The sequence below is a fragment of the Martinezella rhizogenes genome, assembly GCF_007002745.1.
Taxonomy (GTDB): Bacteria; Pseudomonadota; Alphaproteobacteria; order Rhizobiales; family Rhizobiaceae; genus Agrobacterium; species Agrobacterium cucumeris.
The window spans coordinates 87,021-112,952 of record NZ_SGNY01000009.1; the positions used below are offsets into that span (position 1 = coordinate 87,021).

Genomic DNA, 25,932 nt, shown 5'->3' on the forward strand with positions numbered 1-25,932 from the left:
TGCGTGTACCGGGGATGACATTTTGCAAGAAAGGCCTCTTTGCGCTGGATCAAACAACACCAAAAACATGAGTTTTATTTACATGTTTTAAGAGACAGGGCGTCGCGCAGGATTCGCGATCCTTCCTGAGCGGCGGCGGCGATGTCGAGAAACATCAGGCTCGCCGTTTCGACGATGCCTTCATCGACCGTATCGTCCTCGGCAAAATCCGCCAGCATCTCGGTCAGAAGCCCGATCTTGCGCCGCTCTTCGCGGGCGGCGGCCAGAAGCTTGACGATATTGCGCTGGCGCTCGAAATCCTCAAGCTCGCGCAAGGCCTCATGGACCTTGTCACGGCAGCCGCAATCGAGTGCGCTCTGCAAAACCACGTTGCGCACCAGATGGATCGCAGCAGCGATATCCGCCCCGCCCGGCGCTGCCACAGGCAGCGATTGCGGCTCTTGCCTGTTCATCGTCATGCATTCACCCCATGCGCCGTATTGCGGGCGCGGGCGATCCAGGCCGCCCCTTCCTGCCCGTGGTGGAAACCATTGGAAAAAGGCACGTCCGGATAGATTTGCCCGAGATGTGCAAGACCATCTGTCGCATCCCGCCTGCCGGCCAGAACATCGTCATGGATCTGCGCCACCGCCACCATGTCGCAATCCTGTGGTGACAGCCGGAATCGGGCGATGCCAGCGGCCGCCAGATCCTGCAATTCGCCAAGCAGCGACTGGCAGGTGTGCGACACCGTCTGTACGCCGTTCAGCGCCAGAAACGACTGCCGGTCAAGCGTGCGCACCGGTAATCCATCCGGGTCGTCACCGCAGACGAACTGGCAATTATCCTTGATATTGCCCTTGGCGCGAGCATGGGCGCAGCGTGCGGAAATGGCGAGCGGCAGGCGGCCGAAGGCGAAGACTTCGAAGTCCACATCCGGTGTTTCCGCCACGATGCGCTCCACCGAGGTCACCGGCAGTTCCGGCGGCAGGCAGATGGCGCTTGCCCCACGCGAGGCGAGCAACCGCGCGGTGGCGGCATTATAGACATTCACCATCGGCCCGACGACATGCGGCGTGCCGTGCAACATGCCGAGCGCGGAAAGATCGTTCGCCTCGACCGGATAGGGGCTATCGGCGATCAAGCCGCGCAGCTGGCGGCTTTCGCGCTCCAGCGTCACCAGTGAAAGCGTCGAGAGGATCACCTGCTTTCCGGCACTCTCCAGCCGCTCGATCACCTCGGCCAGATGCGGTTCGGTAAAATGAAACCGTTTGGAACAGACGGTTTCGCCGAGATAGACATGACTGACGGGCGCTTCATCGGCGATGCGGAAGTAAAAATCGCGCCATTTTTCGCCCTGCCAGAGATAGAGGACCGGGCCAAGCGCCAATGTGGCCTTTGCTGTGTGTGCCATCGCCATCATCTCCAGCGTTTCTCATAAGCGCCGACAGTTGTGCGCTGGCCTTCGCTTAACAGTCGCAGGCGTGAGAGCAGCCTTCCCCGCTCTTCGGCACTGGCGGCCAGCGCCCGGTGCAGGGTGGAAACCACTTCCGCCACATAGGCCTTGCCGCGCTGGCGGCCCTCGATCTTCAGCGCGCTGACCCCCGCTTCGCGCAGCGCATCGATCTGGTCCATCACATCAAGCGACACCGGGTCCTCAAAGGCATAGGACTTGTCATCGGCAATCTCGAAACGGCCCTTGCAGAGCGTCGGATAACCCGCTGCTTCGCCTTCCGGAAAGCGGTTGATGGTATAGTCGCCGAGTTCAGACACCAGCTCCTGCCCGTCCTGCCGATAACGCACATGGCTTGCTGGCGAGCAGACGCCGTTCATGTTGGGTGATTTTCCAGTGGCGTAAGACGACAGCGAGCAGCGCCCCTCCGCCATGACGCAGAGGCCGCCAAATACGAAGATTTCGATCTCGCAGCGGATTTGCCGCGCCAGCCGGGCGATGTCGGAAATCGTCAGCGTGCGCGGCAGCACCACACGTTTCGCACCGAAGGCATCGACGAGAAAGTTCACAGCGTCCGCATTGGAGGCGGAGGCCTGCACGGAGACATGGATGCGCTGCTGCGGGTGGTGTTCCGCCACATGCGCCATCAGACCGAAATCGGCAAGGATCAGCGCATCCGCCCCCGCCTTCACGGCATCGGCCGCACCGCGATACCAGATATCCTCATTGCCCGCGCGCATGAAGGTGTTGAGCGCGACGAAAGTCTGGACGCCGCGCTTCTTCGCATAGGCGATGGCTTCGGCAAGCTCTTCGCGGGAAAAATTTAGACCGGGAAAATTGCGGGCATTGGTTTCATCGCGAAAGCCGCAATAGACGGCATCCGCGCCGGCATCGACGGCCTCGCGGAAGGCGGCGGGCGTTCCCGCAGGACAGATCAGCTCCATGCCGCACCTCCACGCGTTTCGGATAGAACATGGCCGCGCAGGCGGTTTGCAAGGCCCGTTACGGCAGGCGCGAAAGGCCCGGCAACGGCACCGAGATCGCGCGGCAGATCAATGCTGCTGTCATCGAGCGCATTGCGCAGTGCCAGCATCGCCTCCATGTCGCCGGTCACGCTGAGATCCCGCGAAAAGAACAGCGCATCGGCATCCTGCCGCCCCTCCATCAGCGCCAGCAGCATGAAAAGCGGCCCCTTCACCGCTGCATCCGCCTTCGGCAGGCCGCCCTTGCGGCTGACGGTGATGGCGGGACGCGCCGGCTCGACCATGAAGGCGAAGGGCAGATCGACCGGCAGGAAGGCATAGCGTTTGCCGCTATGCTCACCGAGCCGGCCGAACATATCCGGGTGCCGCTTCATGATCTGCGCCAGTATCGCCGCCGTCGCTCGCTGCACCACGGCAAGGGGTAGAAAATTCATGGGGGTAGCGATGGCGGCGGGAAACGGTCTCATAAATGGTCCTGTCAGGTCAGTTGCGGACAGGACCCTATCCGCAGCGCGCCGACACCGGTTTGAGCGAACGCAAAGACAGAGAGATTTTCGGGTGCAGCTTCACAAAAGCCGCTATAAATCATTCACTTGCGAAGCGAAGGAGGCCGCCCATGTCCGATATAAGGATCAAACGGATTTACGATGCCGCCAGCGGTGATGACGGCGCACGCATTCTGGTGGACCGGCTGTGGCCGCGCGGCATGCGCAAGGAAACCGCACAGCTTTCGCTGTGGATGAAGGAAATCGCGCCCAGCAACGAATTGCGCAAGAATTTCTCGCATATGCCGTCGCGTTTTGCCGAATTCACCCGGCACTATCATGAGGAGCTGGCCGCCAATCCCGATGCCGTGGCGCGCATGAAGGAGCTGATGGCGAAAGGCCGCGTCACGCTGCTTTACGCCGCCCATGATACCGAACACAACCACGCCCTCGTTCTTGCCGACTATCTTCGTTCGCACTGAAGCCGCATTTGCGGCAGCGCAAGGACATGCCGCACCGCCACCGGCAAACAGGCGGCATGAGAGACGAGAAAACAGAAACTAAACCCGCCCACGCAGCCGATCTGCGCGGTTTCGTCCGGTTGCTGGAAGAACGCGGGCAGCTGCGGCGAATCCGCCAGCCGGTCTCGCTGGTGCACGAAATCACCGAAATCCACCGCCGCGTGCTCGCCGATGGCGGGCCAGCGCTGCTGTTCGAGCAACCCGTCGACCATGAGGGCAAGGTGCGGGACATGCCGCTGCTTGCCAATCTCTTCGGCACGCGGCAGCGCATCGAATGGGGGCTGGGGCTGGAAACGGGCGGCCTGCCAGCACTTGGACAAAAGCTTGCCGAATTGCGCGAGCCACGGCCGCCGAAATCCATGGCCGAGGCATGGGGTAAGCTGCCTTTGCTGAAGGCAGCACTGTCCATGCGGCCACGCAACGTCTCGCGCGCGCCGGTGCAGGAAAAGGTACTGACGGGCGATGCGGTTGATCTTGCCCGCCTGCCGGTGCAATGGTGCTGGCCGGGCGAGCCGGCCCCGCTCATCACCTGGCCGCTGGTCATCACCCGTTCGCCTGATGATCCCGACGATATCAATGTTGGCATCTATCGCATGCAGGTGCTGGGGCCGGACAGGGTGATCATGCGCTGGCTGGCGCATCGCGGCGGCGCGCAGCACCACCGGCTGTGGCAGGCACGTGGGCTGGATATGCCCGTAACCGTCGCTATCGGCACTGATCCCGCCACCATTCTTTCCGCCGTCATGCCGCTTCCCGAACATATCAGCGAGCTTGGTTTTTCCGGCCTGCTGCGCGGTTCGAAGAGCCGCATCGCGAAGGCATTGACGGTGCCGATGCCGGTGCCCGCCAATGCCGAGATCGTGCTGGAAGGCACCGTCTCAGCAACGGAAACGGCAATGGAAGGCCCCTATGGCGACCACACCGGCTATTACAATTCCGTCGAAGCCTTTCCGATCATGACGCTGTCGGCCATCACCATGCGCCGCGACCCGATCTATCTTTCCACCTATACCGGCCGGCCGCCGGATGAACCCTCGGTTCTCGGCGAAGCCATGCTCGAGATTTTCCTGCCGCTCGTCAAAAGGCAGTTTGCGGAAATCGTCGATCTCTGGATGCCGCCGGAGGCCTGTTCCTACCGCGTCATGGTCGCGTCCATCGACAAGCGTTATCCCGGCCAGGCAAAACGGGTGATGATGGGCCTGTGGTCGATGCTGCCGCAGTTCAGCTATGTGAAGCTTATCATTCTGGTCGATCCCGACATCAATGTGCACAGCTGGGCGGATGTCATCTGGGCGCTTTCTACCCGTTTCGATGCCTCGCGCGATACAACGATCATCAACGATACGCCGATCGATTATCTCGACTTCGCCTCGCCGAAAGCCGGCCTCGGCGGCAAGATGGGTCTGGACGCCACCCGCAAGCTACCGCCGGAAACGGAGCGCGAATGGGGTCGCGTGCTCTCCATGACGCCTGACGTCATCGCAAAGGTGGATCTGATGTGGCGTGATCTTGGCCTTGGAGAACGACCATGAACCCGTGCCGCGTCGTGGTCGGCGTCACCGGTGCCTCGGGCGCCAGCATTGCGCTGCGCATCATCGAGCGTCTCGCCGTCATGAAAAACGTCGAAATCCATCTTGTCCTGTCGCAATCGGCCAAGCGTACGGTGTTGCATGAGGAAGGTGCGCAAGCCATGGGGCGGATGTTGTCGCTCGCCAGCGTCAATCATGCCATCGATGATATCGGTGCGGCAATCGCCAGCGGTTCCTTCCCGACGGCGGGCATGATTATCGCGCCCTGCTCCATGCGGACGCTGGCCGCCATTGCAACCGGGTTTTCGGACAATCTTCTTACCCGCGCTGCCAATGTGCATTTGAAAGAACGCCGAAAGCTGGTGCTGATGACCCGCGAGACGCCGCTGCATCTCATCCATCTGCGCAATATGTGCACTGTCACGGAGGCCGGTGCGATCGTCATGCCGCCGATGCCGGCCTTTTACAACAGGCCGGAAAGCGTCTTCGATATTGTCGATCAGCTCGCCGCCCGCGCTATCGATCAGCTCGGTATCGCGCCCGCACCGCAGGCGCCGATATGGCAGCCGCATGTGGTGAAGACATCGTGAGCGATCAGAAATAGGCCATGGGGTCTGCGCCAAAGAGCGCGGCATGGCCGCCGGCCAGCAGCCACCAGACCGTTAACCCTGTCAGTACCGCGGCTAGCAGCATCGGCCCGTCCACGGCGAGGCGCGTCTTGCCGGAAAGGATTGCTGCGAAAGGGATCGTTGCGTTTTTAGCAGCCGCCGCGCTCCACGCATTACCCAGTCTTTTCCGCGCGCGTTTTTCAGTCATCGCCATCCCGCCAAGCGAAAACAGCGCAAAGCCACCGAAGAGAATAACGGAACGCAGGTCGCCATTCGGCACGACATGGCCGAGCGACCAGAACAGGAAACCGACAAGCACCGGGTGCCGCGTGATGCGCACGATTGCCCCCGGTTTATCTCCCTGCCGCACGGAAATGGAAAGCGGATTGACGCTGAGAAGGCCGGCCAGCACGAAAAACAGGCCAATCGGCGCTGCCAGAAAGGTGACATGCGCCTGCCAGCGCGCGACATCCCAGAGCGGAATATAATCCACCGACAGCGCAGCATAAAACACCCAGCCCAGCGCCAGAAGCGAGACGACGGAATAAGCCCCGAAATAGGCGGGCCGGCCGATCGCCGCAATCAACCGGCCGCGCACGGCGGGCACGGCGGGGATGGAGTGCAGCGCCACAAAAAGCGAAAGAGCGGCGACAAGTTCAAGCATGCGACTGCCTTCTCACTGGTTCAGGAACAGCACCGAAGCAATAGCAACGGAGGCAAGTACGGCGGAAACCGCGCCCATGCGCTGCAACACTCCCATACGGTACAACAGCACCGCAAAGCCAATGATAATAGGGGTTGCGACAATCAGCCCGACCTGCGCGTCGTTCATGGGAAGCTCCATTTTCCAGAGTTGCGCTTTGTCATGACAATAGGGCTTTGCGCGCTCCCTTCTTTGACCGACCGCAAAGAAGCGGGGTTTGAGGACGCCTAAGCGTGGCTTGCTGTTTTACAATTACGGGCGAGACCATGGCGATAAATACGGAAGAGGAAAGCGGAAACCTGCTTTTGTGGATTCTGGTCTGGAGCGAACTTGCCGCTTTCGGCGCGCTGACCGGCGCCTTCATCATTGCCTTCGCGCTCAACCCTGATGCGTTCGCCGCCGCGCGCCAGCATCTGCAGCCACAACTTGCCGGCCTCAACACCCTGATTTTGCTGGCAAGCGGCTGGCAGGCGGCCGTCGCGGCCAGCCGCCACACCGCGCTGCCGAGCAAAAGGCGGGCGCTTGTCCTTGCCGGCCTACTGGGCTTCGTTTTCGTCGGAGTGAAGCTCCATGAATATTCCACCGAAATCGCCTTCGCGTCAGATCCAGCCTATGGCGCTTTCTTCGAGCTCTATTTCCTGCTCACCGGCTTCCATCTGCTGCATGTCGTCTTCGTGGCCGTGCTGCTGTTTCTCGTCGCAGTCTTCCCGAAAAACGAGAACGTCACGCTGGTGACGACGCTGTGGCATGTCATCGATCTGGTCTGGATCGTCATTTTTCCCATCATCTATCTGGTTTGACAGTCATGATCCACCGCACCTCCCGCCAGCTCGCAAGAAGTTTCGCAATGCTCGCCATTCTTGTTCTCGCCGGCACGGCCGTCGTCACATCGTGGAAGGCGGCGCTTCTGCCGCCGGTTGCCGTCGCCTGCCTGATGCTGCTTTTCGCGCTCATGAAATCCAGACGCGTCATCGACGACTTTCTGGGTTTTGGCGAAGAGCGAGGCCTGCTGCGCACGGCACTTCTGGCATGGCCCGCAATCTTCGCCGCCGCAGCCCTTTTGCGGGCGTTCCTGCAGGGCATTCTGTCGCTCTGAAAAGGCGGACCGCATCACCTCTCCACTTGTTTGCCAAATGGCAAAGAACGCCGGCGGCCAGCGGCTAGAAAGGCTTCAGACCCCACCGCATTCCGCCAGCCTGCTGGCAAATCCCGGCAAGAGGGTTCGATCAAGCCAGTCCGCATAAGCGGTCTTCCGGATGGAAAGGACCATTGGCATGGCAGAACGCCTGACCAAAACAGGAGCGCGAAACGTCTTTTACGGCGGCTCCATCTTCTTCTTCGCCATATTCGTCGGGCTGACCGCCCATAGCCATTATTACATGCGCACCACTTCGACGGATGAAAGCACGCTGACGGAAAGCGTCGCGCGCGGCAAACACGTGTGGGAGAAAAACTCCTGCATCAACTGTCACACGCTGCTCGGCGAAGGCGCCTATTTCGCGCCCGAACTCGGCAATGTCTGGAAGCGCTATGGCGGCGTGGAAGACAAGGAGACGGCGCGCGATTCCATCAAGGCCTGGATGGCCGCCCAGCCCACCGGCATCGAGGGCCGGCGCCAGATGCCGCAGTTCAATCTCACCGAACAGGAACTCGATGATCTCGTCGACTTCCTCGAATGGACGAGCCGGATCAAGACGCAGAACTGGCCGCCGAACGATGCGGGTTGAGGTTGACGGCAAGGAGATGACGAGATGAAATACCAGACGCAAAAAGTCGCCATGCTGTATTTTTACGGCGCAATCGGGCTGTTCGTGGCGCAGATCCTGTTCGGCGTCATCGCCGCAACGATCTACGTGCTGCCCAACACGCTTTCCGAGCTTCTGCCCTTCAACATCGTGCGCATGATCCACACCAATGCACTGGTCGTGTGGCTGTTGATGGGCTTCATGGGCTCGACTTTCTATCTTCTGCCGGAAGAGACGGAAACGGAGCTTTACAGCCCCAAGCTCGCCATCGCCCAGTTCTGGATCTTCCTGGTGGCCGCCGCGGTTGCCGTGGTCGGTTATATGTTCCGCATCCATGAAGGCCGCGAATTCCTCGAACAGCCCTTCGCCATCAAGGTCGGCATCGTGCTTGTCGTTTTGATGTTCCTGTTCAACATCACCATGACAGCGCTGAAGGGCCGCAAGACCACCGTCATCAATATCCTGCTCTTCGGTCTCTGGGGTCTGGCGATCTTCTTCCTCTTCGCCTTTTACAACCCCATCAATCTGGCGCTCGACAAGATGTACTGGTGGTACGTCATCCATCTTTGGGTGGAAGGCGTGTGGGAACTGATCATGGCGTCGATCCTCGCCTTCCTGATGATCAAGCTCAACGGCATCGACCGCGAAGTGGTGGAAAAATGGCTCTATGTCATCGTCGGTCTCGCCCTCTTCTCGGGCATCCTCGGCACCGGCCACCATTATTACTGGATCGGCGCGCCGGGTTACTGGCAGTGGATCGGTTCGCTGTTCTCGACGCTGGAAGTGGCCCCTTTCTTCACCATGGTCATCTTCACCTTCGTCATGACCTGGAAGGCCGGCCGCAAGCATGAGAACCGCGCCGCCCTCCTCTGGTCGATCGGCTGCTCGGTCATGGCCTTCTTCGGCGCCGGCGTCTGGGGCTTCCTGCACACGCTGTCTTCGGTGAACTATTACACCCACGGCACGCAGCTTACCGCCGCCCACGGGCACCTCGCCTTCTTCGGCGCCTATGTGATGCTGAACCTTGCGATGATGGCCTATGCCATCCCCGAAATGAAGAAACGTGCGCCCTACAACCAGTGGCTTTCGATGACGAGCTTCTGGGTCATGTGCACGGCCATGTCGGTGATGACCTTCGCGCTGACATTCGCCGGCGTGGTGCAGATCCAGCTTCAGCGGGTCATGGGCGAAAGCTTCATGGATGTGCAGGACCAGCTGGCGATCTTCTACTGGATCCGTCTCGGTTCTGGTTTCGCGGTTCTCATTTCGGCGGTCATGTTCATCTGGGCAATCCTGGTACCGGGCAAGCAGAAACAGGGCGACGTTGCCCGCCTCGTGCAGCCCGCCGAATGAGAAACGGACCGGCTCTCCTTTTCCCCCGGAGAGCCGGTTCCTTACCACCAACCATGGAGATGACCATGAATACGATTTTCCGCCCCGCGCCGCAGCCTTTGCCGGACGCGCCGTTCTACACCCCGCTCGGCAATGAATGCACGCTGTTCGAAAGCGCCTGGGTGCGGCAATTGCCGCTTCTGCTGAAAGGCCCGACAGGCTGCGGCAAGACCCGTTTCGTCAGCCATATGGCAGCGAAACTCGGCCTGCCGCTTTCCACCGTTTCGTGCCACGACGATCTTGCTGCCGCTGATCTGACCGGCCGTTACCTGCTGAAAGGCGGCGAAACCGTCTGGATGGACGGCCCGCTGACGAGGTCCGTGCGCCAGGGCGGCATATGTTACCTCGATGAGATCGTCGAGGCGCGCAAGGATGTGGCCGTCGTGCTGCATCCCCTCACCGATGATCGCCGCATCCTGCCGCTGGAGCGCACGGGCGAGGTACTGGAAGCACCCTCCGGCTTCATGCTCGTCGTGTCCTACAATCCCGGATACCAGAATCTTTTAAAGAGCCTGAAGCCCAGCACCCGCCAGCGCTTCGTCGCCATTGAATTCGATTTTCTGCCCAAGGAGCAGGAAATCGCCGTCGTTTCGCACGAAAGCGGGCTGGATGCGCGCGACGTCGAGCCGCTCGTCAATCTTGCCCACCGGCTGCGCGGCCTGAAGGGCCATGACCTTGAGGAAGGCGTCTCCACCCGTCTGCTCGTTTATTGCGCCAGCCTCATCGATACCGGCCTTCCCGCCCGTCAGGCCGTGCGCGCGACCATGATCGAACCGCTGACTGACGAGCCCGATGTGAAGGCCGCGCTGCATGAAGTCGCGGATGCGATCATTCGATAGGCGGTTGGGGAAAAGACCATGCTGGACTTTCTGGAACTGGAAGAAACCGTCGGCCGCGCCTGGCACAGGCTGATCGGCGAAACCGGCACATGGCTGCGCTTCCCGGATCATGCCGTGAAGCTGGAGGATATGCAGGCCGTGCTGGCCATATGTTTCCGCGGTTTTGGCGGTGAACATGCGGTGCAGATCGCGCCGGCCCGCGCCCGCACCTCCAGCCACCGGCTGAGGCTGCGCCAGCGCATGGGTCTTGGCGAAGAGAAGCTCGCCCAGCCAGGACGCGATCATGCCACGCTGATGCTGCCGCCGGTGCTCGATCTGTTTCCCGACCGGTGCCTCAACCGCGATCTCTATCTCTGGCTCGCCGCCGCCATGGCGATGATGCCGCTTGAACCGGTGGCGGCGGCCGACCCGTTGGGCAACGATCTTGCCCGGCTCGACCGTGCCGCAGAACTGGCAAATGCCGTCATCCATGCCTTCCCCGGAATGAAGACCCGGTATCGCCGGCTTTGCGCCGCCATGCTCGCGGTGCGGCAGAAACGGCCGCTGCCCCAGACAGAGCAGCAGGTGGAACAACGGGTGCTTTCCATGCTCGCCGATGCGGCAGGGATCGAGGGCCATGCACCACCCGCCGGTCTTCCGGAAAAAGCGCCGCCGCGCTACCTGCCGATGCTGCCGGTGCCGCTATGGCCGGACACGTTGCTGCGCGAAACATCCGAGGTCCGGCAAAGCGAGGACCAGCCGGCAGCGGGCGCCGCGCCGCAGGGGGCGGAGGCCGCCCGCCATATCGCCGTGCGCGAAAAGACCGAGAACCGCCAGACCGAACGCAGCCCCTTCATCCTCAACCGTTTCGAAAAAATCCTCGCCATGGCCGAGATGGTCAATGTCGACCGTCCGGGTGACGACAGCGACGATGCCGACGGCAGCGCGGCGGACGAGCTTGACGATATGACGTTGGGTGAAAGAAAGGGGCGGCCTTCCGCCCGCTTCCGCTTCGATCTCGACCTGCCGCCTGAAGCACTGAATCATACCCCGCTGACGGCGGAACTGACCTATCCCGAATGGGATTATCGCAGCGGTACCTATCTCGCCGATCATTGCCGGGTCATCGCCGGTCCGGCGAAAGACGCCGAGACGGCACCGGAACCCGACCCGGACACCAAAAGCCTCATTCGCCGGGTCAGGCGGCAATTCGAGGTGCTGCGGCCACGCCACGAGATGCTGCGCGCCCAGCTTGACGGCAATGATCTCGATCTTGACGCCGTGGTTCGCGCCAGAAGCGATATTGCCGCCGGAGGACAGGGCAGCGACCGCATTCATATGGCAAGCCGCCCACAGGCGCATGATCTTGCCGTAACGATCCTCGTCGACGTGTCGCTATCGACCGATGCGTGGTTCGACAATCGCCGGGTGCTCGATGTGGAGAAGGAAGCCCTGCTGGTGCTTGCCCACGGACTTTCCGCCTGCGGCGACAGTCACTCCATCCTGACCTTCACCTCCCGCCGCCGTTCCTGGGTGCGGGTGGAGACGGTGAAGGATTTCGATGAGCCGATGGGGCACACTATCGAGCGGCGTATCGCGGCGCTGAAACCCGGTTTCTACACCCGCATCGGCCCCGCCATCCGCCACGCCAGCGCCAAGCTGCATGAGAGGCCGGAGCGCCGCAAGCTGCTTCTGCTGCTGACGGACGGGAAGCCGAACGATGTCGACCACTATGAGGGCCGCTTCGCCATCGAGGACAGCCGCCGCGCGGTTTCCGAGGCGCGACGCTCTGGCGTCAGCGTGTTCGGCGTAACGGTGGACAGCAAGGCGCAGTCCTATATTCCGGCCATGTTCGGTCAGAACGGTTATGCCATCGTCAGCAGGATCGCCAAGCTGCCATCGGCGCTGCCGGCAATCTATCGCAGCCTTGCCGGCTGAAGCATGTCGCGCAACGAACCTGACGAATCTCAGGTTTGTTTGCGCGGCGACAATGTCTCGCGACCACCCGGCGGATAGGTTTTTCCAGTCCGTCGGTCGGCCGCACCGCCGGACATCATTCCATCCGCGGCCGTGGAGCCAGCCTATGTCCGAAGCTCAAACCGCAACCAATATCGACGTGTGCATCATTCCGCACCGCGAACGCCATCCGCGCATTTTCGGTGCGCTCAACGCATTGAATGAGGGGCAATCGCTGCAGATCACCAGCGATCACGATCCCCGTCCACTGCTTTACCAGCTGGCCACAAATTTCCCCGGCCAGTTCGGCTGGGAATATCTCGAACAGGGTCCGGAAGTCTGGCGTCTCGATATTGGCCGGCTGGAAGAACAGGCCGAAGGTTCCGAAGACGATATGTCCGGCTGCGAATGCTGCTGCGGCTCCGAACATTGACCCCTGCCCCGGCGGTGTGGTGAAAAGACCTCTGGCGGATGGCCCTTGCCGCCGCCAGCCGACAGATGAGGTGATGCAATGACGGAAATGATCAGGGAACTCGATGTCCGGCCGCTTTTGCTGAGCGGCGGCGAGCCCTTTCCGGCCATCATGGAAGCCGTGGCCGGGCTTGCTCCCGGTGAGGCGCTGCGATTATACGCCACCTTCCGGCCCGTTCCGCTGTTCAAGGTGATGGCGGAGCGCGGTTTCGACCATCAGGTGAGGGAAATCGGCGGCGGCGACTGGGAAGTGCTGTTTACGCCGCAATCCACTGAGACCGAACAGATTTCCGTGTCACCGGCGCTTGCGGGCAATGCCGAGGAGCCGCAGATATGGCCCGATCCGGTCATCTATCTCGATCTGAGCGACGAGACGACGGAAGGCCAGGCGAGCCGCACGCTTGCCGCACTTGACCGTCTTCCGCCGGGTGCCGTGATCTTCGTGCTGATGCCGCAGGAGCCGACATTCCTTTACCCGGAACTTCTGGCCCGGGGTCATCAATGGGCCGGCAATTTCGACGAGGCGCGCACGGCGTTCCGCATCTTCATCCGCGCCGGTGCCGGCGCGCATTAAGCCATAAATCAAATTCCCCGAAACCGAACCGCCCCGGAAGTTGCTCCGGGGCGTTTCGTTTTAGCGGCGTCGCAAGCAATCTAGGCTTTCAGCGGTTTGCGCTCGCGCATCAGGATCGGCCCATATTCAATGCAGAAGAGACCGAAACCCACGATCCAGAAGAGCGCCGAGCAAGCGTAGAGATGCATCATCGCACCGGGGAAGAACTCGGCTGCCGGTCTCAGCAGTGCGCAGGCGATCAGCGCGACATAAGCGGCAATGGTAACCCTGCTGGCCGCAAGCTTGCGTCCGGTATGGCCAAGGCTCGCTCTCGTCATGACAGCAAGCATCATGCAGCCGATAACGCCGACGGTGAAGACATGCAGGACGGAACGTGTGTCCATGACGTCAAGAGCCGCCAGCGCTATGGTAATGAAACCGACGGGGATGAAGGCGTAGGCGACATGCAGCACCACCAGCACCTGCTCCGGCCATGTCGTCCAGCCGCGCCAGCGGATCAGACGCACGGCGTGCATGAAAGCCGCCAGAAGCGCCGTTGGCACCGCCACGATGCTCTCAGGCTCTATCGTCCAGACGGCCAGCGCCGCGATGCCGGTGAGGATGGCGGCGGTATCGAAGCCGTTATAGGGCACCGGGAAATCCGTGCGGCCGAAACGGTTCAGCCAGTTGCGGGTAAAACTCGGCACGATGCGGCCGCCTACGATGATGACAAGAACCGTGTAGGCCGAGACCGCAAGGCGGGTCGCGATCAAGCTATGATCACCCCCAATCGCTGCAACATGGAATATGATGTTGGCAACGGAAAGCGCCAGCAGCCCGCCCAGCACCTTCAGGTCCTTCCATTTTCGCCCGGCAATGACCTCACGCGCGCAGATCGCCAGAAGTGCCGGCAGGAAAAGCCCGTCCACGGCTGCGGCAGTGACCACGCCCACATGGTCCGGCACAAGCAGGAAAAGCCGGCCGGCACACCAGAGCGCAAACAGCCACACCAAGGGTTTGCCCGACACCGGCAGCCGCCCCGTCCAGTTCGGCACGGCCGTCAAAAGAAAGCCGGCCAGCACCGCCGAGGCAAAACCGAACAGCATCTCATGGGCATGCCAGTTCGGTGCGCCGTAATCCCCGCCGAGGTCGATCAAGCCGGAAAGGGCCGCGATCCACAACACCATCGCCACGATGGCCCACAGGGCGCCACCGAGGAAAAACGGCCGGAAGCCGTACGAAAAGATAACCGGGCCGGTGCGCGCCAGCCCTCTTGGAATGCCGCCCTTTGGCCGGCTGCGCCCTTGGGTGAGAACGGTTTCGCTGCCACTCATTATAATGCTCCTTGCTTGGTCTTGACATATGTCTAGACGCAAGCCCGTCCGACTTCTTTGCGAACAGGCAAAGAGGCGGTGCGACGCTTCCACACCGGCCTTCAGCCGCCTGCCAAAATGTCGCAGGGTGCCGAAAGCGAAGTTTGCTCCATCTCAAATTGTATTTCCGCACCTCCGCTACAAATGCTGTGACAGAGCGAAACATGCTCTGCCCCAAGAGGGATAGGAGAAGAATGATGACGGAAACCTTCCACATCACACGGCGTAATATTCTCGCAGGCGCAGCATTTGCAGGGGCTATAGCTCCCGTCATCATGCCATCGGCAGCGAGCGCGGCAGAGGAAAAGAAGGCCGCAGCCAAGCCATTGACGAGCGCTGAGATTGCAGCGCTGCCTCGCGTAAAAGTTGATCTCGTCAAACCGCCCTTCGTGCATGTCCACACGCAGAAAGCCGAAGGCGGACCGAAGATCGTCGAGTTCACGCTTACGATCAAAGAGCAGAAGATGATCCTCGACGACAAGGGCACCGAGGTCCACGCCATGACCTTCAACGGTTCGGTTCCCGGGCCTCTGATGGTGGTGCACCAGGACGACTATGTCGAACTGACCCTTATCAACCCCGATACCAATGAGCTGCAGCACAATATTGATTTCCACTCGGCCACCGGCGCGCTCGGCGGCGGCGGGCTCACCATCGTCAACCCCGGTGAAAAGGCGATCCTGCGCTTCAAGGCCACCAAGGCCGGCGTCTTCGTCTATCACTGCGCACCTCCCGGCATGGTGCCGTGGCACGTCACCTCGGGCATGAATGGCGCGATCATGGTACTGCCGCGTGAGGGCCTGACGGACGGCCACGGCAAGGAGCTTGTTTATGACAAGATCTATTATGTCGGCGAGCAGGACTTTTACATCCCGCGCGACGAGAACGGCAATTTCAAGAAATATGAAAGCGCCGGCGACGCCATGGCCGATACGCTGGAAGTGATGCGCAAGCTGACACCGAGCCACATCGTCTTCAATGGCGCAGTCGGTGCCCTGACCGGGGAACATGCCCTCCAGGCCGCCGTTGGCGAGAAGGTGCTGATCGTCCATTCGCAGGCAAACCGTGATACCCGTCCGCATCTCATCGGCGGCCATGGCGATTATGTCTGGGCAACGGGCAAGTTCCGCAACCCGCCTGATCTCGACCAGGAAACCTGGTTCATTCCCGGCGGCACGGCGGGTGCGGCCTTCTATACCTTCGAGCAGCCCGGCATCTACGCTTATGTCAACCACAACCTCATTGAAGCCTTCGAGCTGGGTGCAGCCGCCCACTTCAAGGTGACCGGTGAGTGGAACAACAGCCTGATGCAGGCGGTGCTTGCCCCCTCGAGCATCTGACACAAACGGGAGCGCGCCGCCGCCAGCGGTCGCGGCGCGCTCCCCCTTCTGCTATGCGGCCTGAAAACAGGCCCGAACTTTGGCGTCCTCTCGACGCAGGCAGGTTCCCATGGGCATTCCCGGCAACAGCCACTTCCCAAATGCCGTCTCGCTTCTTCTCCCGCTCTCGATTGCAACGCTGCTGGCAACGGCCATCGGTTTCCAGTCCGGGATCATCCACAGCGGCATTGATGACCGCGCGGCCATGATGGCTCCACAGGTCGTTACAGTGCCTGCCGGACATTTCACCTATCGGGCGGAGGGCGAATATTTCCGCAATGGTTATGCCGTCGATGGGCCGATGGTCGACGTGGCGATGCGACAAAATCTGACGATCATGAAATATCAGGTGTCGAGCGCAGATTATGCGCGCTGCGTGGCGGAAGGCGGCTGCCAGCAGCCGGAACCCGGCTTTGCCGCTCCGGTCGGCGGCGAGATACCGGCAACCGGTATCAGCCAGGACGACGCCCACGCCTATGCAAAGTGGTTGAGCGAGCGGACAGGCGAGGTTTGGCGCCTGCCGAGCGACGCTGAACTGGCCTTCGCCGCCGGCTCGCTTTTTCCGGATGAGACGCTGGGTGTCGCCGCGGACAGTGAAAACCCGGCTTTGCGCTGGCTGGCGGATTACGAGCGGCAGACCAGCCGCAAGGCCTCGGGCAACCCCGTTCCGCAATCCTATGGCAGCTTTGGCGAAAACGAATATGGCCTTGCCGATTTCGGAGGCAATGTCTGGGAATGGACGTCGAGCTGCAGCCACCGTGTGACACTTGGCAAGGATGGTGAGGCGATCGATAGCGTCGCCTCCTGCGGTATTCCGGTCGCTTCGGGAAAACACCGGGCGGCGATGAGCGCCTTCGTCAAAAACCCGAAAAGCGGTGGCTGCGCCGTTGGCGTACCGCCTGATAATCTCGGGTTCAGGCTCGTGAGAGACACGCGCTGGTACGCGCCGCTTCTCGAAAAGCTTCGTGCCACCACCCTGTTTTCTTGATAATCGTCAATTAAAACAATCGCTTGATTCATATCATTTGATCTTCTGCCGCCGGTGATAGTGCTGTATGCTGACAATACAGAAAAGGCCGATCCCCGGTTGCCAATGCAATCACCTTGAGGATCGTCCGATCACCGGAGAGGGTGCAAGTGAAGATTGACCGAAGCGTCATCCGGTCGCTGGCCTTGTTTGCCAAGATGGCCGACGATGAGCTGGACGGACTGCTGACCCACGCCACATCCCGGCTGGTGCCGCCCGGCGAAGCCATTTTCGAGCAGGGCCAGTCGGCAACGCATTTCTTCCTGCTTATCCACGGCCGCCTGAAGGTGACGCAAGTGACGCATGACGGCCAGCAGATCATCGTGCGCGTGGTGCATCCCGGCGATCTCTTCGGTTTCGCAAGAGCGCTGCAACGGTCCGATTATCCCGGCACCGCCACGACGGCTGCCGAAAGCGTCATCCTGTCATGGCAGACGGACCTCTGGCCGCAATTCGTCGAACAGAACCCACATCTTGCCGTCTCCGCCATGCAAACGATCGGCCAGCGTCTCGAGGAAGCCCATACGCGCATCCGCGAAATGTCGACGCAGGAGGTGGAGCGCCGGGTGGCCCATGCCGTACTGCGCCTTTCGCAGCAGGCGGGCCGCAAGGAGGAAGACGGCATCCGTATCGATTTCCCGATCTCGCGGCAGGATATCGCCGAGATGACCGGCACGACGCTGCATACGGTCTCGCGCATTCTCAGCAGCTGGGAGTCCAAGGGTCTGGTGCAGGGCGGGCGGCAGAAGCTTCTGGTCTGCAATCTGCCGGGGCTTGCTCAGTTGGCAGAGGGCGAAACCAGCCAAGTGTAAGGGCGTATTGCCGACCTCCATGTACTCCGCTTTTCGCTGTCACTCGGCCGGCTTCGAAGCCGCGCTTTCGATATAGGCGATGAGATTATCCAGATCTTCCGGCTTGCTGATGCCGGCCAGCGCCATCTTGTTTCCAGGTATTTTCTTTTTCGGCGCGCTCAGGAAATCCCGCAATTCTTCCGGTGTCCAGACGAGACCGTCCTCACCCGCTTTTTTCATCGCACCCGAATAATTATAGTCAGGAGCGCCGCCGGCCGCGCGGCCGATGATGCCGTTAAGCTGCGGGCCGACCCTGTTTTTCGCGCCCTCGCCAATGGCGTGGCAGGCGGAACAGCGCTTGAAGACCGCCTCCCCCTTGGCCACATCACCTTCCGAAAGAGCGGGAATGGCAGTTGCGGTCAGCATTGCTGCCGCGATGATTATTGTCTTGCGCATCGTGTCATCCTTGTCTTGCCGCATAAATACGGCCCGCCCGCAAAAGCGGACGGGCCGGAGGTCGCTCTGTTCAGGTCGTGCCCCAGGCGGGCGTGCCCTTTTTATAGGGAACGCGGTCTTCGAAACCACCGGGAATCTCGTCGTAGACGAGCACTTCCATGGCGCCGATCTTCGAGGTGAAGAAGCCGAGCAGCGTCAACTGCTTGACCAGCGTGAAGACATGCGGTTTTGCCGGCGTCTGTTCCGCCTTGGCCTGCTTGTCCAGCGCGGCAAGCAGCGCCTGCCGCTGTTCTGACGTCAACTCCAGAAAGCCCTTCTTGTGGTCGGTCTGGCTGCGCTTCTCGATATCGGAAATTGCCGAAAGGAAGAGCGTCCGTTGTTCGTCAGTGTAGCAATCGGCCGCATAGACGGCCATGAATGCTCCCACTTCAGCATCCTTCGCACCCGGCGTGGAGGTGCGGGGAATAATCGTTTCCGCCACCTCGTCCAGAAACCGGATTTCTTCCGCGGTGAAGACATGAGCACCACCGGCTGGTTTGGTAGCGTTTTCCGCAGCCGTCAGAACATCTGCGCCGATCAGCGGAAGGCCGGTGGCAATGGCTATCAGTTTCAGCAGTTCGCGTCTGTTCATCACAGGTTCCCCTTCTTGCGTTCGGAAACAGCAAAATCGGCCGCACGCGCCGTCAGCGCCATGTAGGTCAGGGACGGGTTGACGCAGGAGGCCGAAGTCATGCACGCGCCATCGGTGACAAAGACGTTGGGCGCATCCCAGACCTGATTGTTGCCATTGAGGACGGAGGTTTTCGGGTCGCGCCCCATGCGGGCCGTTCCCATTTCATGAATGCCCATGCCGGGGGCGTAACTGCCCCTGGAGGGTTTGACGTTCTTGATGCCAACCGCCTCGAACATCTCGACAGCGTCATTGACCATGTCTTCACGCATGTCGAGTTCGTTCTGCTTCATCTCGACATTCATTGACAGGACCGGCAGGCCCCACTTGTCCTTCTTGTCTTGATCCAGTTTCACGCGGTTCTCATGATAGGGCAGCATTTCGCCGAAGGCGGTCATGCCGATGGTCCAGCCGCCCGGCTCGGTCAGGGCTTCCTTGTAGTCGGCGCCGATGTTCAGTTCCGCGATTTCCCGCTCCCAGCGCGAACGGCTGGCCGAGCCCTGATACCCGAAACCACGCAGATATTTGCGCTTGTCGTCGCCGGTATTGCGGAAACGCGGAATGTAGAAGCCCGCCGGGCGGCGGCCCTTGAAGTAGAAGTCCTCGAAACCTTCCACCTGGCCGTTGGCGCCCATGCGGAAATGGTGGTCCATCACGTTATGGCCGAGTTCGCCCGAGCTGCTTCCAAGCCCGCCTTCCCAGACATCGGTGGCCGAGTTCATCAGCACCCAGGTCGAGTTCAGCGTCGAGGCGTTGAGGAAAATGATGTCGGCGGTATATTCATAGGTCAGGTTCGTCTCGGCATCGATGATCTCGACGCCACGCGCCTTCTTCTTGTCCTTGTCGTAGAGAATTTCCTTGACGATGGAGAAAGGCCTGAGCGTCAGATTGCCGGTGGCGACCGCCGCAGGCAGGGTCGAGGCCTGCGTGCTGAAATAGCCACCGAAGGGACAGCCCAGCCGACACTTGTTGCGGAACTGACAGCGCGTGCGTTCCTGATCGGGAAGCTCCTGGGTGATGTTGGCGCAACGCGAATTGATGAGGTGGCGCGTGCCATTGAACGCCTTCTTCAACCGGCTTGCGACATCCTGCTCGACGAAATTGAGCGGAATCGGCGGCAGGAATTCGCCATCGGGAAGAATATCCAGCCCCTCACGGCTGCCGGAGATGCCGGCAAAACGCTCGACATAATCATACCAGGGAGAAACATCCTCATAGCGAATGGGCCAGTCAACGGCGATACCGTCTTTCGCATTGGCCTCGAAGTCGGTCTGTGACCAGCGATAGGTCTGGCGTCCCCAGAGCAGCGAGCGACCACCGACATGATAACCGCGGAACCAGTCGAAGCGCTTTTCTTCGACATAGGGCGTTTCCTGCTCATCGGCCCACATGCCAAGCGTTGCTTCCTCCAGCAGGTAGTCACGGCTGAGAACGGGGTATTTCGCCTTCATCTCCTGCGTGGCGCGGTTGCGGTGGGGGTAATCCCAGGCCTCCTTGTCCGCATTCTGATAGTCGGTGATGTGCTCGATGTTCCGGCCGCGCTCCAGCATCAGAACCTTCAGGCCCTTTTGCGTGAGTTCCTTCGCGGCCCAGCCTCCACTGATGCCCGAGCCGACAACAATCGCATCATAATGATTGTTTGCCATGATAACTCCTCCGATGTGACGTGGAAAAAACGACAGGACGAAGTGCTTCCCGTCGCGGTGCGGCGGAAACTGGCCATGCGTCTGTCGAACCTCATGCGCCCCGGCGAAACCGGCCGCCAGGGAGCGGTTCTGGTTTTACTGGCAGTGATTACTGAAGGGTCGGAAGACGTTCATTGAGGAACGCATTGCCCTTGGTCACGACAGCTTCGGCATCGAGCGGAAGGTCGTGCTCAAGGATGAACCACTTGACGCCGGCCGCTTGGCCGCCGGCAGAATTGCCTTCCAGTCGAGAACGCCGGTGCCGAGTGTGGCAAAGCCGCGCTCGTTTTCCGCCGTGCCCGCAGGCGCGTTATCCTTGGCATGGATGGCAAATACCCGGCCCTTCAAGGTGCCGAGGAACGCGGCCGGATCATTGCCGCTGCGCGCCACCCAGGCGACATCGAGCTCGCTCTGCAGTTTCGGGCCAGCCGCATCGAGCAGCAGCTCAAGCGCCGTCTTGTCATCGAACTTGACCATTTCAAAGTCATGATTGTGGTAGGCCATGGAGAGGCCCGCCGCAGACAGCTTGTCCGCATAACCACCGAGTTCCTTGCCGAAGGCGGTCCAGCCTGCGGCGTCCTTCGGGCGGTCTTCCGGCTTCAGGAAAGGCACGGTGACAACAGGATTGCCGACGGCTTTCTGCTCGGTGATGACCTCATCGAGGTTGCCGCGCAGCTTGTCGATCGGCACATGCGAGGAAATGACCTTGATCTTGTGCTTTTCCAGGAGCGCGTTCAGCTCGCTGGCACTGACCTTCTGCATATCCACCGTTTCAACTGCCGAAACACCGGCGCGATTGAGGATGGCAAGCTGCTCCTCAAGTGTTCCCGCATTGCGCAAGGTGTACATCTGCGCGGCAATCGGCAGCGTCTTGCTGTCTTCGGCCAGAATCGGGTTCGTGATGCCGGCCGCCAATGCGACGACGGCTGCCATGCTTGCGAATTTTGACTTGAACGTTTTCAAACGCGTAACTCCCTTTCCGTTTGATCAATGTGACGACACGTGTGCCCGCGCCTTTCCCGGCCTTCCGGCCAGGTTATGCCGGGCACCACCTCCTGTGCCCTGCGTCGTCCGTCCTCGATATGCGATGATCTAGATGTCGATCCCTACCCAGGACGAGGTCCGACTGGACCGGACGGCCGCATCGATGAATGCGAGACCCGCAAGGCCGTCCTCTATGCCGGGGTAAATCACATCCCCGGCGGCTGTCTTTCCCTCCCTTTTTGCGATGATTGCATCTGCGGCTTCACGGTAAATCGTCGCAAAACCCTCGAGATATCCCTCCGGGTGCCCGGACGGCACGCGGCTGACACGATTGGCGGCAGCACCTGCGCCTGCGCCGTTGCGGGTGATAAGCCGCTTAGGTTCGCCATAAGGCGTGAACCACAGCTCGTCCGGCACCCGGTGGTGCCATTCAAGCCCGCCTTTATCGCCATAAACCCGGAGCGACAGCGCGTTTTCATTGCCGACCGCGATCTGACTCGCCCAGAGCATCCCCTTGGCGCCGCTTGCATATCGCAGCAGGATATTGGCGCTGTCATCCAGCTGCCGGCCCGGAACGAACGACGTCAGATCGGCATAAAGGCTTGTTGGGATTTCGCCCGTGACGAAGGCAGCGGCGTTAAAGGCATGGGTGCCGATATCGCCGATTGCACCGCCGGCGCCGGAGCGGCTGGGGTCGGTGCGCCATTCCGCACCCTTCGCCCCCGTCTTTTCGACGGCTTCGGTCAACCAGTCCTGCGCATATTCGGCCTGAACGTGGCGCAGCTTGCCGATGGATCCATCAGCGATCATCTCGCGCATCTGCCGCAGCATCGCGTAGCCGGTGTAATTATGCGTCAGGATGAACAGCCTGTCGGATGCCCTGACGATCTCGGCCAGCGCCTTCGCCTCTTCCAGCGTCGCGGTCACCGGCTTGTCGCAGATGACGTGGATGCCGGCGTCGAGAAATGCCTTGGACGGAGCAAAATGCAGATGGTTGGGGGTGACGATGGCGACCGCCTCGATGCCATCTTCCCGACCAGCCTCGGATGCCGCCATTTCCTCGAACGAGGCATAGGAGCGCTCTGGCGCAATGCCCAGCAGGGTTGCCGAAGCGCTAGCACGCGCGGGATCGGAGGAAAGCGCGCCGGCCACCAGCTCGTAACGGTCATCCAGCCGGGCCGCGATGCGGTGCACGGCACCGATAAAGGCACCCTGACCACCACCGACCATGCCGAGACGGATACGGCGGCGGCTATCGAATTTCTTTGTAGCGGAGGACATGGCTATCCCTTTCAAAGTCCAAGAAGGCGACGATTGGCGGCATCATCGATGCCGCTTTTGGCGAAATCGTCGAAGGCCCGCTCCGTCACGCGGATGATGTGGTTTTCAATGAAGCTTGCGCCTTCACGCGCGCCATCTTCCGGGTGCTTCAACGCGCATTCCCACTCCAGCACCGCCCAGCCGTCGAAGTCATATTGGGTCAGCTTGGAGAACACCGCGCCGAAATCGACATGCCCGTCGCCGAGCGAACGGAAACGACCCGGCCGGTCTAACCAGCTCTGATAACCGCCATAAACGCCGGAACGGCCAGTCGGATTGAACTCGGCATCCTTGACGTGAAAGGCACGGATACGCTCGTGGTAAATGTCGATGAAACCGAGATAATCCATCGCCTGCAGCACGAAATGCGAGGGATCATAGAGCAGGTTGGCGCGCGGGTGATTACCGGTGGCGTCAAGGAAACGCTCGAAGGTGACGCCATCATGCAGGTCCTCACCCGGATGCAGCTCATAGCAGAGATCGATGCCATCCTCTTCGAAGGCATCGAGAATGGGTGTCCAGCGCTTGCCCAGTTCGGCAAAGGCCATTTCGACAAGCCCGGCCGGACGCTGCGGCCACGGATAGACGAACGGCCAGGCAAGCGCGCCGGAGAAAGTCGCATGGCTCTTGAGGCCAAGGTGCTGCGAGGCTTTCGCCGCACACTTCAGCTGATTGACGGCCCATTCCTGCCGCGCCTGCGGTTTGCCGCGCAATTCAACTGGGGCGAAACCATCGAACATTTCATCATAAACGGGATGAACGGCGACAAGCTGGCCCTGAATATGGGTCGAAAGCTCGGTGATCTCGACACCAATTTCGGCCAGACGGCCCTTGATATCGTCGCAATAGGACTTGGAGGCGGCGGCCTTTTCCAGATCGAAGAGTTTGGGATCGGTCGGCACCTGAATGCCCTTGTAACCGAGCGAAGCCGCCCATTGGCCGAGATTGTCGAGCGTGTCGAAAGGGGCCTCGTCTCCGGCAAATTGCGCGAGGAAAATTGCCGGGCCTTTGATCGTCTTCATGTCCTTACACTCCTTGCATTCACAGTCTGGCCGCTACCGATGCGGCGGGCGGCAGGGCGCGACCGAGCCGCGCACCACCAGTTCCGTATCCAGCACGATGGTTTCAGCCGTGCGTTTTCCGTTCAATCTGTCCACCATCAGCGCCATGGCCCTGCGGCCCATTTCCTGGCGGGGCTGGCGCACCGTCGTCAGCGGCGGCTCAAACGCATTGGCGAAGATGATGTCGTCGAAGCCGATGACGGAGACGTCGGCCGGAACCGAAACCCCACGCGCCCGCAACTCGCTGATCGCGCCGATCGCCATCTGGTCGCTCGATGCGAAGATCGCGGTGAAGGCGATGCCCCCTTCGAGAAGGCCTGTAATCGCCTGACGACCGGCCTCGATGCTGTAATCGCCCGTCACCACCAGTTCGTCGGTGTAGGTTATGCCAGCCTCGGCAAGTGCTGTGCGGTACCCGTCGAAACGTTCCTGCGCCAGACTTTCCGGAACGGGACCGGCCAGATGCACGATCTCTTTATGCCCCGCCTCGATGAGGTGCCGCATGGCATTCATGGAGGCGGCACGGTTGTCCACCTTGACGGTCGGCAGCGCGAGGCCGGGCACCGTCTCCGACGCGATGACGATCGGCGGCAGCGCGTCGCCCTGATCGAGAAGCTCGGAGGGAAACTGGCCGGTCATCAGGATAAGCCCGTCGGCATGTTTCTGACGCACCATGTCGATATGGGTCGCCACGCGGTTCTCGTCGTTGCGGGCATCGCCCATCAGCACCTTGAAGCCCGCTTCGCCCGCCGCTTCTTCCACGCCCTTGTAGATTTCGAGATAAAACGGGTTGCCGATATCGCGAACGAGAAGGATGACAGTGTTGTTGGATTGGCGGCGGAAGCTGGCCGCCTGCGCATTGGGAACGAAGTTCGCCTGCCGCACGGCGTCGAAAACCTTCTTGCGGGTCTCCGGGCGAACCTTGTCGGGTTGCTGCAGCGCCCGCGATACGGTCGCGATGGAAACGCCCGCGAGAGCTGCAACTTCCCTGATATTCGAACCTTGGTCTTTGCTCATCTGTCACACACGCAACTGCTTTTGGCGGCCATAAAGCAGCATCAGCGCTAGCAACGTGACACCGAATATGATCTGCCGTGCCCATACATCGAGGTTGAGCGTTATCAGTACGCTTTGCAGAATGGTGAGCGCAACTGCCCCGGCCATGGTTCCGACATATCCGCCCGCACCGCCGGCAAGCGAGGTGCCGCCGATGACGACCGCAATGATCGACGGAAGCACATACTGGTCGCCGACGGAGATGAAGGACGTGCCGGTGTAACCGATGACGCACACCCCAGTCAGCCCGGCAAACAGGCCGGAGAGGCCATAAAGCAGCGTGCGGATCAAAGAGACGGGCAATCCGGTAAGCGTCGCCGCCCGTTCGTTGGAACCGATGGCGTAGATGGCGAAACCGAAGGCGGTGCGGCGCAGCACGAAGAGCATGATCGCGGCGATGCCCAGCCAGACGAAGAGTACGCCGGGAATACCGAAAATGAGCGGACGGTTGATGAAGCCCGCCAGCAGCGGCGCTGCCGCACCTGATGGAACGCCCTGCGAATAAACGACCAGCCCGCCCTGAATGACCGCCGTCATGCCAAGCGTCATGACCAGCGGCGGAATGCGCACGAAGGTGATGCCGAGGCCGTTGATGAGGCCGATCAGGAAAGGAATGCCGCCGGCAACGAGAATGGCAAGCGGAATGCCTGCATTCTGGCCGTTCATCATATTGCCGGCAAGGACGGCGCCAAGCGAGATCATCGCGCCGACGGAAAGGTCGATGCCTTCACGGCCGCCGAGGATGACGAGGTTCTGGCCCGCCGCGACGATGCCGAGAATTGCGGCAATCGTCAGCAGCCGCACGATCTGCGAGCCTTGCGCGAAGCCGGGCGACAGCAATTCGCCGACCAGCAGCAGGAAGACCGATGCGCCAATGGCGATGGTCAGGGGATCGGTAAGGAGGGATTTGATTTGCAAGCCGGGATTGGTCATA

General features: G+C 61.0%; 28 protein-coding genes and 1 pseudogene. 14 read left to right on the plus strand and 15 right to left on the minus strand.

The features are described from left to right. Positions 1-74: 74 nt before the first annotated feature. Genes EXN68_RS22120 through ubiT form a run of 4 tightly spaced genes read right to left on the minus strand, consistent with a single transcriptional unit; the run spans position 75 to position 2,882 of the window. A complete protein-coding gene (locus tag EXN68_RS22120) occupies positions 75-458 on the minus strand; it encodes a hypothetical protein (protein ID WP_142842887.1) in 384 nt (127 codons plus the stop codon). Further along, on the minus strand, positions 455-1,393 hold the full coding sequence (ubiV, locus tag EXN68_RS22125) for a ubiquinone anaerobic biosynthesis protein UbiV (RefSeq protein ID WP_142842888.1): 939 nt from the start codon (positions 1,391-1,393) through the stop codon (positions 455-457). The genes EXN68_RS22120 and ubiV overlap by 4 nt, the downstream gene beginning before the upstream one ends. Positions 1,394-1,398: 5 nt before the next feature. Further along, positions 1,399-2,376, minus strand: a complete 978-nt coding sequence (gene ubiU / locus EXN68_RS22130; RefSeq protein ID WP_142842889.1) for a ubiquinone anaerobic biosynthesis protein UbiU — start codon at positions 2,374-2,376, stop codon at positions 1,399-1,401. After that, positions 2,367-2,882 (minus strand): ubiquinone anaerobic biosynthesis accessory factor UbiT, encoded by a 516-nt coding sequence (ubiT, locus tag EXN68_RS22135; protein WP_142842890.1) that lies wholly within the window; start codon positions 2,880-2,882, stop codon positions 2,367-2,369. Before ubiT ends, ubiU begins: the two co-directional genes overlap by 10 nt. 149 nt (positions 2,883-3,031) lie before the next feature. On the opposite strand from ubiT, the gene EXN68_RS22140 reads away from it, so the two are divergent. The 3 genes from EXN68_RS22140 to EXN68_RS22150 are packed head-to-tail and all read left to right on the plus strand — an operon-like array spanning position 3,032 to position 5,540. After that, positions 3,032-3,382 (plus strand): DUF488 domain-containing protein, encoded by a 351-nt coding sequence (locus EXN68_RS22140; protein ID WP_142842891.1) that lies wholly within the window; start codon positions 3,032-3,034, stop codon positions 3,380-3,382. A 56-nt stretch (positions 3,383-3,438) separates the two neighbouring features. After that, the gene (locus EXN68_RS22145; protein WP_161991448.1) at positions 3,439-4,953 is read left to right on the plus strand and encodes a UbiD family decarboxylase; all 1,515 of its coding nucleotides are present in this window, start codon (positions 3,439-3,441) and stop codon (positions 4,951-4,953) included. Next, a complete protein-coding gene (locus EXN68_RS22150; protein WP_142842892.1) occupies positions 4,950-5,540 on the plus strand; it encodes a UbiX family flavin prenyltransferase in 591 nt (196 codons plus the stop codon). The genes EXN68_RS22145 and EXN68_RS22150 overlap by 4 nt, the downstream gene beginning before the upstream one ends. Positions 5,541-5,544: 4 nt before the next feature. Here EXN68_RS22150 and EXN68_RS22155 read toward each other — a convergent pair whose 3' ends face one another. Both EXN68_RS22155 and EXN68_RS27700 read right to left on the minus strand, forming a co-directional pair. Beyond that, positions 5,545-6,222: an NnrU family protein gene (locus EXN68_RS22155; RefSeq protein ID WP_142842893.1), complete on the minus strand. Its 678-nt coding sequence runs from the start codon at positions 6,220-6,222 to the stop codon at positions 5,545-5,547. A gap of 12 nt (positions 6,223-6,234) precedes the next feature. Continuing rightward, positions 6,235-6,390 carry a hypothetical protein gene (locus EXN68_RS27700; protein WP_003520964.1) on the minus strand — a complete coding sequence of 52 codons (156 nt, stop codon included), beginning with the start codon at positions 6,388-6,390 and terminating at the stop codon, positions 6,235-6,237. A 137-nt stretch (positions 6,391-6,527) separates the two neighbouring features. Here EXN68_RS27700 and EXN68_RS22165 point away from each other — a divergent pair, with 137 nt between their 5' ends. The 8 genes from EXN68_RS22165 (at position 6,528) to EXN68_RS22200 (ending at position 13,217) form a co-directional block, all read left to right on the plus strand. Then, entirely contained in the window at positions 6,528-7,061 is a 534-nt protein-coding gene (locus EXN68_RS22165) for a cytochrome c oxidase subunit 3 family protein (RefSeq protein WP_142842894.1), read from the plus strand. A 5-nt stretch (positions 7,062-7,066) separates the two neighbouring features. After that, entirely contained in the window at positions 7,067-7,357 is a 291-nt protein-coding gene (locus EXN68_RS22170) for a hypothetical protein (RefSeq protein ID WP_161991449.1), read from the plus strand. Positions 7,358-7,535: 178 nt separating this feature from the next. Further along, on the plus strand, positions 7,536-7,988 hold the full coding sequence (locus EXN68_RS22175) for a c-type cytochrome (protein WP_046800955.1): 453 nt from the start codon (positions 7,536-7,538) through the stop codon (positions 7,986-7,988). Positions 7,989-8,012: 24 nt separating this feature from the next. Next, a complete protein-coding gene (locus tag EXN68_RS22180; RefSeq protein ID WP_110758675.1) occupies positions 8,013-9,359 on the plus strand; it encodes a nitric-oxide reductase large subunit in 1,347 nt (448 codons plus the stop codon). 65 nt (positions 9,360-9,424) lie between these two features. Continuing rightward, positions 9,425-10,237 carry a CbbQ/NirQ/NorQ/GpvN family protein gene (locus EXN68_RS22185; protein WP_137005501.1) on the plus strand — a complete coding sequence of 271 codons (813 nt, stop codon included), beginning with the start codon at positions 9,425-9,427 and terminating at the stop codon, positions 10,235-10,237. A gap of 18 nt (positions 10,238-10,255) precedes the next feature. Continuing rightward, on the plus strand, positions 10,256-12,154 hold the full coding sequence (locus EXN68_RS22190; protein WP_142842896.1) for a nitric oxide reductase activation protein NorD: 1,899 nt from the start codon (positions 10,256-10,258) through the stop codon (positions 12,152-12,154). Positions 12,155-12,299: 145 nt separating this feature from the next. Then, positions 12,300-12,605 (plus strand): DUF2249 domain-containing protein, encoded by a 306-nt coding sequence (locus EXN68_RS22195; RefSeq protein WP_161991450.1) that lies wholly within the window; start codon positions 12,300-12,302, stop codon positions 12,603-12,605. 78 nt (positions 12,606-12,683) lie between these two features. Beyond that, positions 12,684-13,217, plus strand: a complete 534-nt coding sequence (locus EXN68_RS22200) for a DUF2249 domain-containing protein (RefSeq protein WP_080820475.1) — start codon at positions 12,684-12,686, stop codon at positions 13,215-13,217. Between the two features lie 80 nt (positions 13,218-13,297). Here EXN68_RS22200 and EXN68_RS22205 read toward each other — a convergent pair whose 3' ends face one another. Continuing rightward, positions 13,298-14,530, minus strand: a complete 1,233-nt coding sequence (locus EXN68_RS22205) for an NnrS family protein (protein ID WP_142842898.1) — start codon at positions 14,528-14,530, stop codon at positions 13,298-13,300. 236 nt (positions 14,531-14,766) lie between these two features. Here EXN68_RS22205 and nirK point away from each other — a divergent pair, with 236 nt between their 5' ends. The 3 genes from nirK to EXN68_RS22220 all read left to right on the plus strand — a co-directional run bounded on the left by nirK (position 14,767) and on the right by EXN68_RS22220 (position 17,787). Beyond that, a complete protein-coding gene (nirK, locus tag EXN68_RS22210) occupies positions 14,767-15,909 on the plus strand; it encodes a copper-containing nitrite reductase (RefSeq protein WP_142842899.1) in 1,143 nt (380 codons plus the stop codon). Between the two features lie 109 nt (positions 15,910-16,018). Beyond that, positions 16,019-16,936: an SUMF1/EgtB/PvdO family nonheme iron enzyme gene (locus EXN68_RS22215; RefSeq protein ID WP_142842900.1), complete on the plus strand. Its 918-nt coding sequence runs from the start codon at positions 16,019-16,021 to the stop codon at positions 16,934-16,936. Between the two features lie 149 nt (positions 16,937-17,085). Then, positions 17,086-17,787 (plus strand): Crp/Fnr family transcriptional regulator, encoded by a 702-nt coding sequence (locus EXN68_RS22220; RefSeq protein ID WP_080820468.1) that lies wholly within the window; start codon positions 17,086-17,088, stop codon positions 17,785-17,787. A 39-nt stretch (positions 17,788-17,826) separates the two neighbouring features. On the opposite strand, the gene EXN68_RS22225 is transcribed toward EXN68_RS22220, so the two are convergent. The 8 genes and pseudogenes from EXN68_RS22225 to EXN68_RS22260 all read right to left on the minus strand — a co-directional run bounded on the left by EXN68_RS22225 (position 17,827) and on the right by EXN68_RS22260 (position 25,931). Further along, positions 17,827-18,222, minus strand: coding sequence for a c-type cytochrome (locus EXN68_RS22225; RefSeq protein WP_142842901.1), 396 nt, complete (start codon positions 18,220-18,222; stop codon positions 17,827-17,829). A gap of 70 nt (positions 18,223-18,292) precedes the next feature. Further along, entirely contained in the window at positions 18,293-18,853 is a 561-nt protein-coding gene (locus tag EXN68_RS22230) for a gluconate 2-dehydrogenase subunit 3 family protein (RefSeq protein ID WP_142842902.1), read from the minus strand. Next, positions 18,853-20,538: a GMC oxidoreductase gene (locus tag EXN68_RS22235; RefSeq protein WP_142842903.1), complete on the minus strand. Its 1,686-nt coding sequence runs from the start codon at positions 20,536-20,538 to the stop codon at positions 18,853-18,855. The genes EXN68_RS22230 and EXN68_RS22235 overlap by 1 nt, the downstream gene beginning before the upstream one ends. A gap of 148 nt (positions 20,539-20,686) precedes the next feature. Continuing rightward, positions 20,687-21,540 (minus strand): annotated as a pseudogene (locus tag EXN68_RS22240) (sugar phosphate isomerase/epimerase family protein). A gap of 129 nt (positions 21,541-21,669) precedes the next feature. Next, positions 21,670-22,842 carry a Gfo/Idh/MocA family protein gene (locus EXN68_RS22245; RefSeq protein ID WP_142842904.1) on the minus strand — a complete coding sequence of 391 codons (1,173 nt, stop codon included), beginning with the start codon at positions 22,840-22,842 and terminating at the stop codon, positions 21,670-21,672. An 11-nt stretch (positions 22,843-22,853) separates the two neighbouring features. Continuing rightward, positions 22,854-23,903: a sugar phosphate isomerase/epimerase family protein gene (locus tag EXN68_RS22250; protein WP_142842905.1), complete on the minus strand. Its 1,050-nt coding sequence runs from the start codon at positions 23,901-23,903 to the stop codon at positions 22,854-22,856. Between the two features lie 33 nt (positions 23,904-23,936). Continuing rightward, a complete protein-coding gene (locus tag EXN68_RS22255; protein ID WP_142842906.1) occupies positions 23,937-24,959 on the minus strand; it encodes a LacI family DNA-binding transcriptional regulator in 1,023 nt (340 codons plus the stop codon). Positions 24,960-24,962: 3 nt separating this feature from the next. Then, positions 24,963-25,931, minus strand: coding sequence for an ABC transporter permease (locus EXN68_RS22260; protein WP_142842907.1), 969 nt, complete (start codon positions 25,929-25,931; stop codon positions 24,963-24,965). Position 25,932: the final 1 nt, after the last annotated feature.

What these genes read in the sequence shown, in the direction of transcription:
- EXN68_RS22120 (WP_142842887.1), bottom strand. Translation starts at nt 458, where the DNA reads ATGACGATGAACAGGCAAGAGCCGCAATCGCTGCCTGTGGCAGCGCCG.
- ubiV (WP_142842888.1), bottom strand. Translation starts at nt 1,393, where the DNA reads ATGGCACACACAGCAAAGGCCACATTGGCGCTTGGCCCGGTCCTCTAT.
- ubiU (WP_142842889.1), bottom strand. Translation starts at nt 2,376, where the DNA reads ATGGAGCTGATCTGTCCTGCGGGAACGCCCGCCGCCTTCCGCGAGGCC.
- ubiT (WP_142842890.1), bottom strand. Translation starts at nt 2,882, where the DNA reads ATGAGACCGTTTCCCGCCGCCATCGCTACCCCCATGAATTTTCTACCC.
- EXN68_RS22140 (WP_142842891.1), top strand. Translation starts at nt 3,032, where the DNA reads ATGTCCGATATAAGGATCAAACGGATTTACGATGCCGCCAGCGGTGAT.
- EXN68_RS22145 (WP_161991448.1), top strand. Translation starts at nt 3,439, where the DNA reads ATGAGAGACGAGAAAACAGAAACTAAACCCGCCCACGCAGCCGATCTG.
- EXN68_RS22150 (WP_142842892.1), top strand. Translation starts at nt 4,950, where the DNA reads ATGAACCCGTGCCGCGTCGTGGTCGGCGTCACCGGTGCCTCGGGCGCC.
- EXN68_RS22155 (WP_142842893.1), bottom strand. Translation starts at nt 6,222, where the DNA reads ATGCTTGAACTTGTCGCCGCTCTTTCGCTTTTTGTGGCGCTGCACTCC.
- EXN68_RS27700 (WP_003520964.1), bottom strand. Translation starts at nt 6,390, where the DNA reads ATGAACGACGCGCAGGTCGGGCTGATTGTCGCAACCCCTATTATCATT.
- EXN68_RS22165 (WP_142842894.1), top strand. Translation starts at nt 6,528, where the DNA reads ATGGCGATAAATACGGAAGAGGAAAGCGGAAACCTGCTTTTGTGGATT.
- EXN68_RS22170 (WP_161991449.1), top strand. Translation starts at nt 7,067, where the DNA reads ATGATCCACCGCACCTCCCGCCAGCTCGCAAGAAGTTTCGCAATGCTC.
- EXN68_RS22175 (WP_046800955.1), top strand. Translation starts at nt 7,536, where the DNA reads ATGGCAGAACGCCTGACCAAAACAGGAGCGCGAAACGTCTTTTACGGC.
- EXN68_RS22180 (WP_110758675.1), top strand. Translation starts at nt 8,013, where the DNA reads ATGAAATACCAGACGCAAAAAGTCGCCATGCTGTATTTTTACGGCGCA.
- EXN68_RS22185 (WP_137005501.1), top strand. Translation starts at nt 9,425, where the DNA reads ATGAATACGATTTTCCGCCCCGCGCCGCAGCCTTTGCCGGACGCGCCG.
- EXN68_RS22190 (WP_142842896.1), top strand. Translation starts at nt 10,256, where the DNA reads ATGCTGGACTTTCTGGAACTGGAAGAAACCGTCGGCCGCGCCTGGCAC.
- EXN68_RS22195 (WP_161991450.1), top strand. Translation starts at nt 12,300, where the DNA reads ATGTCCGAAGCTCAAACCGCAACCAATATCGACGTGTGCATCATTCCG.
- EXN68_RS22200 (WP_080820475.1), top strand. Translation starts at nt 12,684, where the DNA reads ATGACGGAAATGATCAGGGAACTCGATGTCCGGCCGCTTTTGCTGAGC.
- EXN68_RS22205 (WP_142842898.1), bottom strand. Translation starts at nt 14,530, where the DNA reads ATGAGTGGCAGCGAAACCGTTCTCACCCAAGGGCGCAGCCGGCCAAAG.
- nirK (WP_142842899.1), top strand. Translation starts at nt 14,767, where the DNA reads ATGACGGAAACCTTCCACATCACACGGCGTAATATTCTCGCAGGCGCA.
- EXN68_RS22215 (WP_142842900.1), top strand. Translation starts at nt 16,019, where the DNA reads ATGGGCATTCCCGGCAACAGCCACTTCCCAAATGCCGTCTCGCTTCTT.
- EXN68_RS22225 (WP_142842901.1), bottom strand. Translation starts at nt 18,222, where the DNA reads ATGCGCAAGACAATAATCATCGCGGCAGCAATGCTGACCGCAACTGCC.
- EXN68_RS22230 (WP_142842902.1), bottom strand. Translation starts at nt 18,853, where the DNA reads ATGAACAGACGCGAACTGCTGAAACTGATAGCCATTGCCACCGGCCTT.
- EXN68_RS22235 (WP_142842903.1), bottom strand. Translation starts at nt 20,538, where the DNA reads ATGGCAAACAATCATTATGATGCGATTGTTGTCGGCTCGGGCATCAGT.
- EXN68_RS22245 (WP_142842904.1), bottom strand. Translation starts at nt 22,842, where the DNA reads ATGTCCTCCGCTACAAAGAAATTCGATAGCCGCCGCCGTATCCGTCTC.
- EXN68_RS22250 (WP_142842905.1), bottom strand. Translation starts at nt 23,903, where the DNA reads ATGAAGACGATCAAAGGCCCGGCAATTTTCCTCGCGCAATTTGCCGGA.
- EXN68_RS22255 (WP_142842906.1), bottom strand. Translation starts at nt 24,959, where the DNA reads ATGAGCAAAGACCAAGGTTCGAATATCAGGGAAGTTGCAGCTCTCGCG.
- EXN68_RS22260 (WP_142842907.1), bottom strand. Translation starts at nt 25,931, where the DNA reads ATGACCAATCCCGGCTTGCAAATCAAATCCCTCCTTACCGATCCCCTG.